This window comes from Gordonibacter faecis (assembly GCF_030077735.1).
Taxonomy (GTDB): domain Bacteria; phylum Actinomycetota; class Coriobacteriia; order Coriobacteriales; family Eggerthellaceae; genus Gordonibacter; species Gordonibacter faecis.
Map to the genome: position 1 here is coordinate 198837 of NZ_JASJEU010000024.1, position 13146 is coordinate 211982.

Genomic DNA, 13146 nt, shown 5'->3' on the forward strand with positions numbered 1-13146 from the left:
CGCCGCTTGCATCCGCACTATGGTACGTGCGCGGCGTGCGGCGGCGAGACCACAAACAAACCCGTTACCGCCCCGCCGCAAAACGGTCAGCGTTCGCCCGCCGCAGGAGTAACCAGGTGAGAGCTAACGCTGCAAGCGAGACAACCAAGTAGAGCACAGCGGGCAACGCTGGCGCGTAAGGCGACCCCATCAATGAAGCCATAAAAGTGCCGTATGCCTCTATGCCGCCAATGAAGAGCGAGAAGAGAGCAGGAAGTCCTATGGTCACGAAAAAGAACAGGCCAATCACCACCACCGCCGTCCACCCCGTGCCGATGCGCCGCTGGAGTACCGTCGCAGCAAGCGCACAGGACGCCACCGCAAAGTTCAGCAGGAATACCTGGATAAATACGGTAAGTACGAAGGAACCCGTTGTGTATAAGAGAGAATGCCCGGGCCATAACCCTTGCATGACCAGCGCCAACACCACCGAAAGAAGTGCGAACAGAAATGCTTCCGCTACCACCGCCAGCGCGAAGATCAAAAACATCTCCCAACGCGTCAGTCCACTTTGCAGGAAGAAACCAGCGTCTTTTCCAAATGTTATCACCGTCCAAAATATAAGAAATATGATGATAAAAGAATCCACGCCACTGAAGCTGACAAACCCATATCCGAGTACGCTGAAGAGCAGCTGAAGTGCAGCCAAACCTATCGCCGTGCATACGACGAAGAGGGCGCTTTGTTTCAGAAGCTTTTTTAGCACGTAGCGCACGGCCACCTTGAATTTAGTCATCAGTTGTTCCTTTCCGTCAGCTTCACGAACAGCTTTTGCAGGTTCATCGGGGCGAACGTGAGCCGCTCATTTGCTGCCACAGCATCGAACGTGCCTCGCAGGTAGGCCACCTTGAGTCCAGCCAGTTCGTCAACGCCAAGTACCTCGCGACCTTCGCAGTACGCGTCCACGTCTTCCGCGCGGCCGGACACGCTGTAGCCACTCGCGCGCAACTCTTCTGCCGAGGCTTGCAGAAGCACGTGCCCGTGGTCGATGACCGTCACCTGTTCCACAAGGCTCGCCACTTCTTCGATGAGGTGCGTGGCTACGATGATCGTACGCTGCTTCTCCAGGTAATCCTCCAGTAGCAACTGGTAGAACAGTTCACGCGCATTCGCGTCGAGACCGAGCACTGGTTCATCGAGCAGCAGGTAGTCGTCGGTGGTAGCAAGCGCGATGGCCAGGCGATACACCGTGCGATACCCCGTTGAAAGCGCATCAACGGTTACGTCAGTTTCAAGGCCGAACTGCTCCGCGATAGACAGCGCCGTGTGCGGGTTGAAGCCTTCATAGAAGGCGGCCAACTTTTGGTAGAGCTTGTCAACCCGCCAGGTGTCGGGGTAGAGGTCGCACGGCCCGAGCGCATACACCTTGGCAAGCGCCGACGGATTCTCCGTCACGGGTTCGCCGTCCACAAGCACGCGCCCTTCCGTGGGGAACAGGCGGTTCGACGCGATGCCCAGAAGCGTGGACTTTCCCGCTCCGTTGCGGCCGAGCAGCGCGTGGATCTTTCCCGGCTCGAACGTGAGCGAAACGTTGTCGAGCGCCTTGGTGTGGCCGTAGCGCTTGGTGACGCCTTCAGCGCGGATGCCGCGTTCTTCACTCATGGTCCAACCCTTTCTCAACGAGCGCGAGTACCTGCTCCTTCGTCATGCCCAGCTTGCGCGCCTCGGTAACGAGGGTATCCACGTAGCGCTTGGCGAACGCGGCCTGGCGTTTCGCGCGGATGGCATCGAGTGCACCGTCGCTCACGTACATGCCCATGCCGCGCCGCTTGTGGATGATCCCCTCGTCCACCAGGATGTTCATACCCTTGAGCACCGTATGCGGGTTGATGCCGAAGAGCGCCGCCACCTCATTGGTGGAGGGCACGCGGTCACCTTCCGCATAGATGCCGGTAAACACCTCGTCTTCGATCGATTCCGCAATCTGAATGAACAGCGGCGTTTCCCTACTCGGATCGACATTCATTCCTTGGCCCGTTTCTAGTTCGATGGTTTGTTACTCAAGTAACTAACTAACATTCTAGAGGCTCCCTCTCCCATTCGTCAAGTGAAATAATAATCATCATGTTTCACGTGAAACACCCACGTGCGAAACACCTACGATCACTCCAGGTCACACCCCTTCTCCCCCAACTTCAAACCCACAAACCACCAAAAAATCAATCGTCAAAAAATCGATCGTCAAAAAGAGACCGCCGAAAAGTGACACTCAAAAAATGGTTGGCGAAAGAATAATCGGTGAAAAAATGGTTAATGAAAGAAAAATGGTTCTTATAAAAGTGATTTGTTGAGACTGGTTTCTGATAGCTGCAACGAAAAATTCGTTGCTGAAAATTGGTAAGGGGAATTAAAAAGCAACTCAAGGTGGCAACTATACTATGACTAAAAGAGACAACTATATAAGGTAACTCGTGGAAACAGGCCAGAGGGAGCTTTTGCTGCCTACCATGAAAAAACGGGCCTTGGAGGGCCCGTTTTGGTTTTGCTTGGTGTGTGGGAGGATTTAGTTGTTATCGAAGGGGAAATCTTTTAAGACGGAGAACGGGTTGGGGGGTTCTTCGTTGGAGTCTTCGGCAGCGGGGGCGCAGTTGCAGGGGCCCTCGTTGAGGTTGGCACCGCAGGTGGGGCACAGTCCCTTGCAGTCGTCTTCGCAGAGCGGCACCAGGGGGAACTCCAGCAGCAGCGCGGCGCGAATGAGCGGCTCCAGGTCGATGATGTTATCCGCCGGCAAAACGTCGAACTCGTCGTCGTCCATATCCTCAGGAGCGGCCTTTTCGGCATCCAGCAAAAAGTAGCCTTCGATATCACCCGTTACCGACAGCGGAAACTCATTCAGGCAGCGGGCGCACGAGGTCTTCGCCTCGCCCTCCACCGTGCCGGTGACCAGCAGCGCGTCGCCCGTGTTCGACACATCAACCTGCCAGGCAAGGGGGCCGTCGAAGTCGTACAGATCGGGGCCCGCCTTCATGACGGGTTCCGCAAAGGAGCCCTCAAAATGCTGGCATTCCGCCGGTGCAAACAGCTCGGGCGGAATATGAATACGCGTGGAATCCATCAGCGACCTGCGGCGAGAGAGTTCGCGTTCAGGCGGTCACGACAGCGGCGCACGTTGTTGAGCAGCGTGTCAAGGCTCTGCTCCACGTGACCAAACACCTCGTCGGCATAATCTTCCGCACCGGCGCGCGTCTGACGCTCCAGCTCGCGAGCGTCGGCGAGAATCTGATCGGCCTGCTGCTGGGAGATACGGACGATCTCCTGCTCGCTGGCAATGGTCATGGCCTGGCTGCGCGCGTCTTCAATCATGCGATTCGCCTCGGCCTCGGCGTCGTCGAGCAAGCTCTGGCGCTCGCGCACGATCTGACGCGCCTGAGCGAATTCGCTCGGGAACGTATCGCGAATCTCATCCATGATCTCGAACGCTGCCGCGATGTCGACTTGGCGCATGTTGCTTTTGCCGAAAACCGGCTTCGAGTCCTCGAGAAGGATCGAGAGCTCTTCAAGCAGCCCCAAGACTCCTGTTTCGTCCATGATGTTCCTTCCACCCAAGCGTGCTGCGTTTCAAGTGTGTTGGCGCGCAACGACCTGCTGCGCACATGCGTCATAGCATTCTAGCAGGTTTGACGGGCAAGCCCAACGTCACTGCACAAAGCGCGCACATTTTACCCGGTCGGAGGCCCCCTGATACGCTTTCGTCACCCGCCCGTTATCCGGGCGCGCACGCCGCGCATTCCCCTGCCCCAAGCTACGGGTCGCCCGCGCATTTCCTTCGCCAGCCATCAGCATACAACCTCGCTCCCCCTCCTGCCGCGCTGTGCCCGGTTTTGCCAGGGGGATGGCGTTTTCCCTCGTCGCAAGGGAGAAACACACGCACACTAGCAAGCGAATTTGCGCTCAAGCGCCTCTTTCACGCAGTCGGGAACGAAGCCTTCCACATCGCCGTGAAGGCTTGCAATCTCGCGCACGATGGACGACGACAGGTACATATACTGCGGCGGAGACATGATAAACACGGTCTCCAACTGCTTGTTCAATTGATAATTGAGCGCGGTCATCTGGAATTCGTATTCGAAGTCGGTGATGGCGCGCAGCCCCTTCACCACCACGTTTGCCTCCATGCGCTCAGCGAAATCCACCAGCAGCTCATCGAAGGGCTCCACGCGCACGTTAGGCAGATGACTCGTTGCCTGGCGCACCAGTTCGGCACGTTCTTCAAGCGTGAACAGCGGGTTTTTTTTCGGCGAGGCGGCCACGGCCACCACCACTTCATCCACCAGTTGCGCGGCGCGCGTGATGACGTCCATATGCCCGCTGGTGATGGGGTCGAATGTGCCGGGAGTGAGTGCTCGTTTCATGTGAGGGGTTTCCGTTTCTTCGCGTTATTCGGGGTCATTCGGTGCGACGGGGCGCAGGATATCCACGACAGTATCGCCGTACTTCTTGCGCGACGCAAGCGCAAGTCCGCACGCGGCGGCAGCCGCATCGGCATCGGCGTTACTGGCAGAAGCATGCTCGTACACCACGAGCGCGTCTTCCGCAAGCGCCCCGTGGGCGGCAAGCGCCGCGGGCACGCCCAGCGCCTCTTGCGCCGAAAGCGCGTAGGGCGGGTCGAGAAATACCAGGTCGAAGGGCGGACGAACGCCACGCGGCGGCTCCTTCACCACGTCGGCGCGCACCACGCGCGCGCGGGTGCTACCAAGACCAAGCGCCTCCACGTTTGCGCACACCACTTTGAAGGCCGCGCCATCACGTTCACAGAAGCGGGCGTTTGCCGCTCCGCGCGACAGCGCCTCAAGCCCGAGCGCCCCCGAGCCGGCAAACGCGTCCAGCACCACGGCGCCTTCGAAGCCGCCACGCGCACTGTTCACGCTGCTCATAAGCGACTCGCGCACGCGGTCGGTCGTGGGGCGCGTGCCCTCCCCCTTCGGCGCCTTGATGGTGCGCCCCCGAAATTCACCTGCGATAATGCGCATGTTAGCCCCCTTGCACCTCTCCGGCCCGCTTGAACGCAAGCCGCGCCTCCCGCGCGAGCGCCCGGTGCGCGGGTGCCTCAAGGTGCGGATCCTCTTCCAGAAGCGCACGCGCGTCGGCGTGTGCCGCCTCGATCACCTTACCGTCGCGCACCACATTTACCAGCTTGAGCGCCGAAGCGCCGTGCTGGCGGTTGCCCAAAATGTCGCCCTCGCGGCGCAGCGACAGGTCGTAGGCTGCCAGTTCGTAGCCATCGTCGGTAGTTTCCATGGCCGAAAGGCGCTGCAGCGCCGCATCGGTGCGCGAGGCGCTGACGAGGTACACCTCGCCGGGCTTCTCGCCGCGCCCCACGCGTCCACGCAGCTGATGGAGCTGCGACAAGCCGAAGCGGTCGGCATCTTCCACAATCATGACCGTGGCGTTGGGCACGTCCATACCCACCTCAATTACCGTGGTAGCCACGAGTACCTGGGACTCACCCTCGCGAAACCGCCTCATGACCTCCTGCTTTTCAGCAGAAGGCAGACGACCATGCAGCAAGTCAACCGTGTAGTCGATAAACGTCTTTTCCTGCAAGAACGCCGCTTCGCGCTCAGCGGCAGCCACGTTGCCCTCAGCCAAGTCCGCGTCGTCCTCAATACTGATGGCAGCGTACACATACTCGTCTTCGTCACCCTCGCGCGCTGCACGCTTGCCTGCCTTAGCGTCGCGCTCATCGGCTGACGCACCCACGAGCGGGCACACCACATACACCTGCTCGCCGCGCCCGAGCGCCGCAAGCGCCGCGTCGTAGGCGCGTCCGCGCTCCTGCTTCGAGAGCACCTTCGTCGTGCGCGCAGACGTATCATGCGGGCGGTACTTAATATAGGACAGCGTCAAGTTCCCGAACAGGGCCAACGCAAGCGAGCGCGGAATGGGCGTGGCCGTGAGGTAGAGCGCGTCGGGCGCATCACCCTTCGCCAAGAGCTTCGCACGCTGATCCACACCGAAGCGCTGCTGCTCGTCGATGACCACCAGCGTGCAGCGCGCCAGCTGCACGTCGTCCTCCAGCAGCGCGTGCGTGCCGATGAGCACGTCAACCGTACCGGCCGCCACGCGCGCAAGAAGAGCCTCACGATCAGGAGCAGGCGTGGAACCCGTCAGCACTTCACAGGTAATGCCGGCCACGTCAAACAGCGGCCCGAGGTTCTGGCCGTGCTGGCGCGCAAGCACCTCGGTGGGTGCCATGAGCAGCGCCTGCCCACCCGAGTCGGCCGCCGCAGCAAGCGCATGCGCCGCCACCACGGTTTTGCCGGTACCCACATCACCCAGCAGCAGATGGTTCGCCGTGTGGGGTGCCGCGAGCGCAGCCAGAATGTCGTCGCGCGCCGCCTTCTGCTCGTCGGTGAGTTCATAGGGAAGCGCCGCCGCAAACGCCCGCAGGTGTGCGCCGTCTGTCACGTGCTGTACGGGCGTACGCCCCTCGGCGCGGGCGCGACCCTCTTCCATCAGCATGAGTTCCAGAAACAGAAGTTCCTCATACACCAAGCGCCGCCGCGCCTCACGCACCTCATCCATACTGTGCGGAAAATGGATGGATGCCAGCGCCGCCCCCCTGCTCATCAGGCGATACTTCGCGCGCAACTCCAACGGCAGCGGATCGTACATGCCGGCGGCATGATCCAGCGCGTTGCCCACAAGCCGCCGAATCCACGCCGTTGACAACTTCTCGGTGGCCGGGTGCACGGGGATGATCATACCCGTGGTGGAGCCTTCGCCGCCATCCACTGCCTCAATAAAAGGGTTTGTCATGCGTTTGAAGCCGTAGTTGAATTCCAGCTTACCGGCCGCCGCCACGCGCATGCCAGGCTTGAGCGAATCCATGAGCCAGGGTTGCCGAAACGCAGTGATCATGAGGGTGCCCGTGCCGTCTACCAGGGTGATTTCCACGAGTGGCAACTTTGGCTTCGGGCGCTTGAGCTTGATCTCATGTATCGAACCCTCCACCGTGCACTGCTCGCCGATGACCGCCGAAGCCACGGTTTCACGCCGGGACAAGTCAATGTAGCGACGCGGAAAGTGCGTCAGCAAGTCGCGCACCGTGCGCACGCCGAGCACCTCCAGCGCCCGCGCGCGCATTGGGCTCACCAAACGCACGCGCCCGACTGATTCGTCGAGCGCAAGCGTAGCCACCAAGCGGTCAGGTGTTTTGTTGTCCTCAATCGACAAAGATGGTCGTCCCTACTGCCAGGGGATTGTGTCGCTCTTCGAGCGACACAATCCCTATTCAACCGACATCACGACGGGATACAACGGCTGGTCGCCGCGGTGGGCGTCTATCTCCAGTTCGTCGTAGGCTTCCTCGATGCGGGCGACCAGCGCGTCCATCGCTGCGTCGTCCAAGTCCTCGCCCGCCAACAGCGTGAGCGTGTCGGCCTCGGCGGCATCCATATGCGCGAGCAAGTCCATAACCACGTCAGCCACGTCGGTGCCCACCGCCTCAATGGAGCCATCCGCGATACCTATAACATCGCCCTCGCGAATAGGGTTGTCGTGCGCATCCTTCGCGTCCTTGATGGCGCACGTCACCTCGCCGGTGCGCACATCGGCGTAGGCCTCGGTCATAGCCTCCACGTTCTCATCAAGGCTGGCGGACTCATCGAACCCAAACAGTGCCGAGAACGCCTGCGGCACGCTGGTGGTGGGCACCACCGCGCACGGACGCTCGGACAGCCCACAGGCACTCTGAGCAGCCATGATAATGTTCTTATTGTTCGGCAAAATGATGACCGCATCCGCGTTCACCTGGTTTGCGGCATCCAGCAAATCCTTCGTGGAGGGGTTCATGGTCTGCCCGCCGGACACCACCACGTCCACGCCCAGGCTCTTGAGGATTTTCGCGTTGCCCTCGCCCGCCGCCACGGCCACAAACCCAAGCGGCTTGTGTTCCACCTGCTCTTCGCTGGCCAATGCGTCGGTGCGCGCCGCGCTCTGCAGCTGCATATTATGTATGTGCACCTCAGAAATTTGCGCGCCATTGTTCAGGAAGTAGCCCAGCACTTCATCGGGGCGATTCGTGTGCACATGCACCTTGAAGTTGGGATGCATGCCCACCATGAGGTCGCAGTCACCCTTCGTAGGCAAGAAATCCTTGGCGGCTTCCTCGTCGATGTCATCGGAGTGCACCAAGAACTCGGTGCAGTAGCGATACGCCGAGCCTTCCCAGTCGTTGATCTGCTCAATCTCCACCTTCGGCGCAGTGGCACGCGCGAACGCCAGCTCGTCGCCGAGCGGCCCTTCCTTGCCCGTGAGCGCCGCGGCGAACGCGTCAAAGAAGATCGCGAGGCCGTAGCCACCCGCGTCCACCACGCCGTTGTCCTTCAGCACCGGCAGCAGATCGGGCGTGCGCTGCACCGACGCGTACGCCTCAGTCACCACGGCCTCAAGCGCCTCGTCGGTGGAGAACTTCTTCTTGCGCGCATGCTTCGCAGCGGCCGCGCTATCCCTGAGCACGGTAAGGATAGTGCCCTCCACCGGCTTGCGCACCGCCTGAAACGCCACGTCAACGGCGTGCGAGAACGCCGCATCAATGCTTTCCGCACTCATGGCGTCATACCCCACGCTGCCTTCGCAGAGGCCGCGCAGAATCTGGGACGTGATAACGCCCGAGTTGCCGCGCGCGCCCATGAGGGCACCGGTGGTAATGGCCTTGCGAATGTCCGCGCCAGCAGCCCCAATGGGCAGTTGCGCGAGGTTGTCAACAACCGTTTCCAGCGTCAACGACATGTTCGTGCCCGTGTCGCCGTCGGGCACGGGGAACACGTTCAAGCGGTTGATCTCATCTTTGCGCGCGCTCAGCGTTTTGCTTGCAGCAGCAATGGCATTCAGCAGATCGTTCACGGTATAGGAATCTGACATGGTGGTTTTTATCTCTCTCTCGGCGTTCAGCTTCGCGCCGCTCGGCCCGCACCCGCGGGCAGCCCCCTGGAGCGGCGCTCATCTCTTAATCGCTTGATGCGCTACTTGCGCACCTTGACGCCCTGCACATGCACTTCAACGCTGTCAAGCGGCACGCGCGCGTACTCTTTCAGGGCGAAGGTCACCTGGTCAACGAGGTTCTGCGACACCGTAGTAATGTTGGTGCCGTACTCAATGACCACGTACAGTTCCACGTGAATGCCCGCCTCGGTGGACGTGACCACCACGCCGCGGCGCAGGCGGGAGGTAGGAAGAATTTTGGCGATGCCGTCGGCGGCCGACGGTGCCGCCATGCCCACGACGCCGTAACATTCAAGCGCCGCATTGCCGACCATATCGGCCAAAACGTCGTTGGCAACGTGGAGATTGCCGGGTATCGTTGTACTCATGGCTCGTCCTTTCGAAACGCGGGGCGCACGTCCGCGTGGGTACGGCTAAACTATGGACGAAGTATACCGCAAGCTCGGAAGGCTGTGCGACGCGCCTGCTCGCAACGCCGACCATACTACACGAAAAATTCTTGTAGGGCTCTCGTTTTATGTGCTATAGTATGAGGGCTTTTTTGTCATCAACGGCTTTCAGCCGTGCGGAAACAAAACGAACCTGGAGTGATAACGATGTCGAAAGTTTGCGAAGTTTGCGGAAAGCACCCGGTCGCAGGGCGCAACGTCAGCCACTCGCACCGCGTGACGAACCGCGTGTTCCGTCCCAACGTGCAGAAGATCACCATCAAGGACAAGGAAGGCCACGTGCGCAAGGCCAACGTCTGCACGAAGTGCATGAAGGCCGGCAAGGTCGAACGAGCTTAACTTGTTCCGCCGTTCTCCGAACGGCGGAACTGGTCGACGCTGCGAAGGGTCCTGGCACCGAATCTCGCTCCTTTTTCGCTTACCCTCACGTGCAAAGCACGCTCGGCCGCGAAACGGGGCGATCTTCAGTGCCAGGACCCTTCTCGCTGTTTTACTACGCCAACCGGGGAGATGTGGAGATCTACCTGTGAGGTGGAGATTGTTGATGTGATGAAAAAGCCCGCTTTCGCGGGCTTTTTTGGTGTTTAGAGGGGCGCCTCTTACGGGCGGTAGGTTACTTTCGCTATGGGGCTTTCCCAGACGGATAGCTCTACGAGGGAGATGTGGGCGGGGAGAGTTTTTTCTAGTTCGTAGAACATCACGCGGGCAAGGTGTTCGGCGGTGGGGTTGATCTCGTCGAACGGGGCCACGTCGTTCAAGCAGCGATGATCGAAGTTTTCCAGCAACTGGTGCAGGTCGCGCTTGATGTCCTTGAAATCGTAGAGCATACCCACCTCGTCGAGGTGTTGGCCGGCGATAACCACTTCCACTTCCCAGGTGTGTCCATGGAGGTACTGACACGGGCCATCGTAGCCCGGCAGGGCGTGGGCTGCGTCGAAGTGGTCTTTCACCGTGAGTTCGTAGTGGCCGCCGCCGTGCAGGTGCATGCTGCCCGACAGCTTTCCGGGGCCCTCGTACAAAGCGTTGTGCGTGATATCCATTTATGCCACCACCAACAGGCGCTTGCAGTGCGGGCAGACGCCAAGCGGCGCTTGGGACTTGAGGTCAATCAGGCGCCCGCCGTCGATGACGACGCGACACACGCCGCAGCGGCCCTCCATCAGCCGACCCACCGCCACGCCACCCGTGCGCGCGGCGGTTTGCTCGTAGGCATCGCGCAGCTCAGGTGAGAGGTCGGCCGCCAATGCCGCGCGTTCGGCGCTGGCACGCCCGATGTCGTCCTGCAGCGCGCCGCCCTCTTCGCGAAACGAGGCGATGGCCGCCGCTTCCTGCCGCTCAATGCCGGCAAGAGCGCGCTTCACCTGGGACTGCACGTCCTCAATTTTCGCCAGTTCCTCGCCGGCCTTCGCCAGCTTTTCCTCCAGCGTGTTGCGGCGCTTGGCGAAGCCGTTGAGCTCCTTGGAATGCGCCTCCACGCTGCGGTAGTCGCCGCGGGAGGCGTCGATGGTTTCCTGCACATGGCGCTGCTTCTCAGCGAGCGTGGCGTCCTCAGTCTCAAGCTGACTTACCTGCGCCTTAGCCTTCGCGCGCAGCTCAGCCACCTGCTTTTGCTTCTGTTCGATGGACGCCTTTTTCTGGCGTGCTTCCAGAATGGTCGCGCGTTGAGGCAGTTCATCCAGCTTCTTTTTCGCTTTCAAAAGTTCCAAATCTATTTGCTGCATTCGCAGCAGTGTTGCCAGTTCCTCGGTTGTTGCTCGCATGTGCTTCCTTCTCTTCGTGATGGCGCTTGCGCGCTCCCCCCGCGACGCGCCTAGACGCGCGTCGTCTCTGGATACGACCAGTTTTCCGTCTGATCGAGAATAGTAATACGCTCGCCGGGTATGCCGGCGCCTTCCACCGCGGCAGCCAGAATAGCCGTGAGCGGCAGTTCACTGGTGTCGTGGCCCAGCTCAACCACAGCAAGACCCGCCTGCGAGAGCGCGAGCGCGTCGTGGTACTTCACCTCGCCGCACACGAGGCAGTCCGCCTGCGCGCGCAGGGCCGCGCTGCCCACTTCGCCCGCCGAGCCCGTGCAGGTAACCACGCGCTCAAGTTCGCGCGAGAAGTCGCCCCACACACGCGGCTGACGTGCGAATACGGATGTGCACCGCGCTGCCAGCTGGCCCAACGTGAGCGGGTCGTCGGCCGCACGAACCGTGCACAGTTGCCCGTAGCCCTTGCGGCGCGATGAAGCCAGCGGCACCACCACGCTTTTGAACGAGAGGTTCAGCATGCCGGGCAGCATGCGCTGGGCCTGGGCGCTCACGTCGAGCGCCGTGTGATACGAAAGCAGTGCCACGCCGCGCGCCACCGCGGCCCACACAAGCGCGCCCGGGTTCGCCGCCACCGACGAGGCCGGCGAGAACGCATCGGGCGGCGTCAAAAACGCCGGGTGGTGCGTCACCAGCACGTTTGCACCCCTGTCGGCCGCTTCCTCCACGGCCGCCACCGTGGGGTCAAGCGCCACGGCAACCCCCTCCACAAGGCGCGCCGGGTCACCCACGGTTATACCCGTGCGATCCCATTCCTCGGCATCTGCCGCCGGGAAGTCACGCAGAAGCGCCTGCTCAAGCGCGCCCACGGTCACAGGATTCACCTGTTTGGAAAGCGGCCCCGACGCCCGCTGCGCCAGCCCGCCCTGCTCCTTCTTCTTCCCAACCATAGCCATCTTCCTTTCATCAAAACCAACCTCCAGGTTGGCGCTAGTAAGTCAGCGAGGTTGTCTGTAGCACCCGAGATTCGGGGGATCGCGAAGGCGAAGCGTACTTCGCTACGCGAGTCTTCGCGATCGCGCGAAGATCGGGTGCCACAGACAACCGCAGCGTCGGCAGGTTCCGCGGGCTGTAAGCCCGCGGAACCTAAAGCATAATGCTGCGCCGGTCGCCATCGGCCGTCGGGACCGTTACCGTTCGATAACCAGCTTGCGCCATGAGGCGATAGGCCTGCTCAACGTCACGCACAACGTTGGCAGGCGTATGGGCGTCGGTGCCCACCGTACACGGCACGCCCGCGCGACAGAAGGCCGCCAGCAGCTCCGGCGCGGGAAACATCTCCTTGCAGGCGTAGTACGACCCCGACGTGTTCACCTCTACCATGCGGCCCGCCGCGGCGCACACTTCGGCGGCCTGCTCGTAGAGCGGCGTGACGTCGTAGCTGGGGTAATAGGCGAACTTCTTCGCTAGGTCGGGGTGCGACATCACATCGAAGGGCACCTCGGACGACACCGCGTCACACCACAGGTCGAAGTAACGCCGCCAAATGATATCCGGCGCGCCCAACTCGTCCCAGCGGTCGCGCTGCGCAGGATCGTCGAAGGGCCAGGCGTCCACGAAGTGCACCGAGCCTAACACCAGCTCAAAGGGAGCCAGGTCAGCCGCAGTAATGACGCGATCTTCGTCGGCACCGAGCCAGTCCAGCTCACAGCCCACAATCACTTCCACGTTGGGGTGGCGACGGCGCGCTTCCTGCACGGCATCGAGGTATTCCCCCACACGCTCTGCGGGCATGGACAGGTAGGCGTTCGGGTCGAACGCGGCGGACAGCGGATAGTGCTCGGTCACCGCAATGGTGGTGACGCCGGCAGCCTCAGCCGCGCTCACGAGTTCTTCCACCGTGCCTTCGCCGTGGCCGCAAAACGAGGTGTGCGTGTGGGTGGTTACCAGTTCCATGTCAC

Annotated in this window: 15 protein-coding genes; 1 reads left to right on the forward strand and 14 read right to left on the reverse strand. The window is 61.3% G+C overall.

The features are described from left to right. Nucleotides 1–64: 64 nt before the first annotated feature. The 10 genes from QNJ86_RS12800 to QNJ86_RS12845 all read right to left on the reverse strand — a co-directional run bounded on the left by QNJ86_RS12800 (nt 65) and on the right by QNJ86_RS12845 (nt 9353). Nucleotides 65–775, reverse strand: coding sequence for a hypothetical protein (locus QNJ86_RS12800; RefSeq protein WP_283833035.1), 711 nt, complete (start codon nt 773–775; stop codon nt 65–67). After that, the gene (locus tag QNJ86_RS12805) at nt 775–1641 is read right to left on the reverse strand and encodes an ATP-binding cassette domain-containing protein (protein WP_283833036.1); all 867 of its coding nucleotides are present in this window, start codon (nt 1639–1641) and stop codon (nt 775–777) included. Before QNJ86_RS12805 ends, QNJ86_RS12800 begins: the two co-directional genes overlap by 1 nt. Beyond that, nucleotides 1634–2005 (reverse strand): GntR family transcriptional regulator, encoded by a 372-nt coding sequence (locus QNJ86_RS12810; RefSeq protein ID WP_283833037.1) that lies wholly within the window; start codon nt 2003–2005, stop codon nt 1634–1636. Before QNJ86_RS12810 ends, QNJ86_RS12805 begins: the two co-directional genes overlap by 8 nt. A 537-nt stretch (nt 2006–2542) precedes the next feature. Next, a complete protein-coding gene (locus QNJ86_RS12815; RefSeq protein WP_283833038.1) occupies nt 2543–3094 on the reverse strand; it encodes a YceD family protein in 552 nt (183 codons plus the stop codon). Continuing rightward, nucleotides 3094–3567: an ATP synthase subunit B family protein gene (locus tag QNJ86_RS12820; protein WP_283833039.1), complete on the reverse strand. Its 474-nt coding sequence runs from the start codon at nt 3565–3567 to the stop codon at nt 3094–3096. Before QNJ86_RS12820 ends, QNJ86_RS12815 begins: the two co-directional genes overlap by 1 nt. 344 nt (nt 3568–3911) lie before the next feature. Beyond that, a complete protein-coding gene (gene coaD, locus QNJ86_RS12825; protein ID WP_283833040.1) occupies nt 3912–4391 on the reverse strand; it encodes a pantetheine-phosphate adenylyltransferase in 480 nt (159 codons plus the stop codon). A 24-nt stretch (nt 4392–4415) separates the two neighbouring features. Beyond that, nucleotides 4416–5009, reverse strand: a complete 594-nt coding sequence (rsmD, locus tag QNJ86_RS12830) for a 16S rRNA (guanine(966)-N(2))-methyltransferase RsmD (RefSeq protein WP_283833041.1) — start codon at nt 5007–5009, stop codon at nt 4416–4418. 1 nt (nt 5010) lies between these two features. Then, nucleotides 5011–7215: an ATP-dependent DNA helicase RecG gene (locus QNJ86_RS12835; protein WP_283833042.1), complete on the reverse strand. Its 2205-nt coding sequence runs from the start codon at nt 7213–7215 to the stop codon at nt 5011–5013. Between the two features lie 54 nt (nt 7216–7269). Continuing rightward, nucleotides 7270–8904, reverse strand: coding sequence for a DAK2 domain-containing protein (locus tag QNJ86_RS12840; protein WP_283833043.1), 1635 nt, complete (start codon nt 8902–8904; stop codon nt 7270–7272). A 101-nt stretch (nt 8905–9005) separates the two neighbouring features. Then, nucleotides 9006–9353 carry an Asp23/Gls24 family envelope stress response protein gene (locus tag QNJ86_RS12845; protein ID WP_283833044.1) on the reverse strand — a complete coding sequence of 116 codons (348 nt, stop codon included), beginning with the start codon at nt 9351–9353 and terminating at the stop codon, nt 9006–9008. Between the two features lie 228 nt (nt 9354–9581). On the opposite strand from QNJ86_RS12845, the gene rpmB reads away from it, so the two are divergent. Continuing rightward, the gene (gene rpmB / locus QNJ86_RS12850) at nt 9582–9773 is read left to right on the forward strand and encodes a 50S ribosomal protein L28 (protein ID WP_080145143.1); all 192 of its coding nucleotides are present in this window, start codon (nt 9582–9584) and stop codon (nt 9771–9773) included. Between the two features lie 260 nt (nt 9774–10033). Here the strand turns inward: rpmB and queD are convergent, their stop codons facing one another. From queD to QNJ86_RS12870, 4 genes are all read right to left on the reverse strand, one after another. After that, nucleotides 10034–10474, reverse strand: coding sequence for a 6-carboxytetrahydropterin synthase QueD (queD, locus tag QNJ86_RS12855; RefSeq protein WP_283833045.1), 441 nt, complete (start codon nt 10472–10474; stop codon nt 10034–10036). Further along, the gene (locus tag QNJ86_RS12860; RefSeq protein WP_283833046.1) at nt 10475–11194 is read right to left on the reverse strand and encodes a zinc ribbon domain-containing protein; all 720 of its coding nucleotides are present in this window, start codon (nt 11192–11194) and stop codon (nt 10475–10477) included. Nucleotides 11195–11244: 50 nt separating this feature from the next. After that, nucleotides 11245–12135 (reverse strand): Nif3-like dinuclear metal center hexameric protein, encoded by an 891-nt coding sequence (locus QNJ86_RS12865; protein ID WP_283833047.1) that lies wholly within the window; start codon nt 12133–12135, stop codon nt 11245–11247. A 196-nt stretch (nt 12136–12331) separates the two neighbouring features. Continuing rightward, the gene (locus QNJ86_RS12870) at nt 12332–13141 is read right to left on the reverse strand and encodes a histidinol-phosphatase HisJ family protein (RefSeq protein WP_283833048.1); all 810 of its coding nucleotides are present in this window, start codon (nt 13139–13141) and stop codon (nt 12332–12334) included. Nucleotides 13142–13146 lie beyond the last annotated feature (5 nt).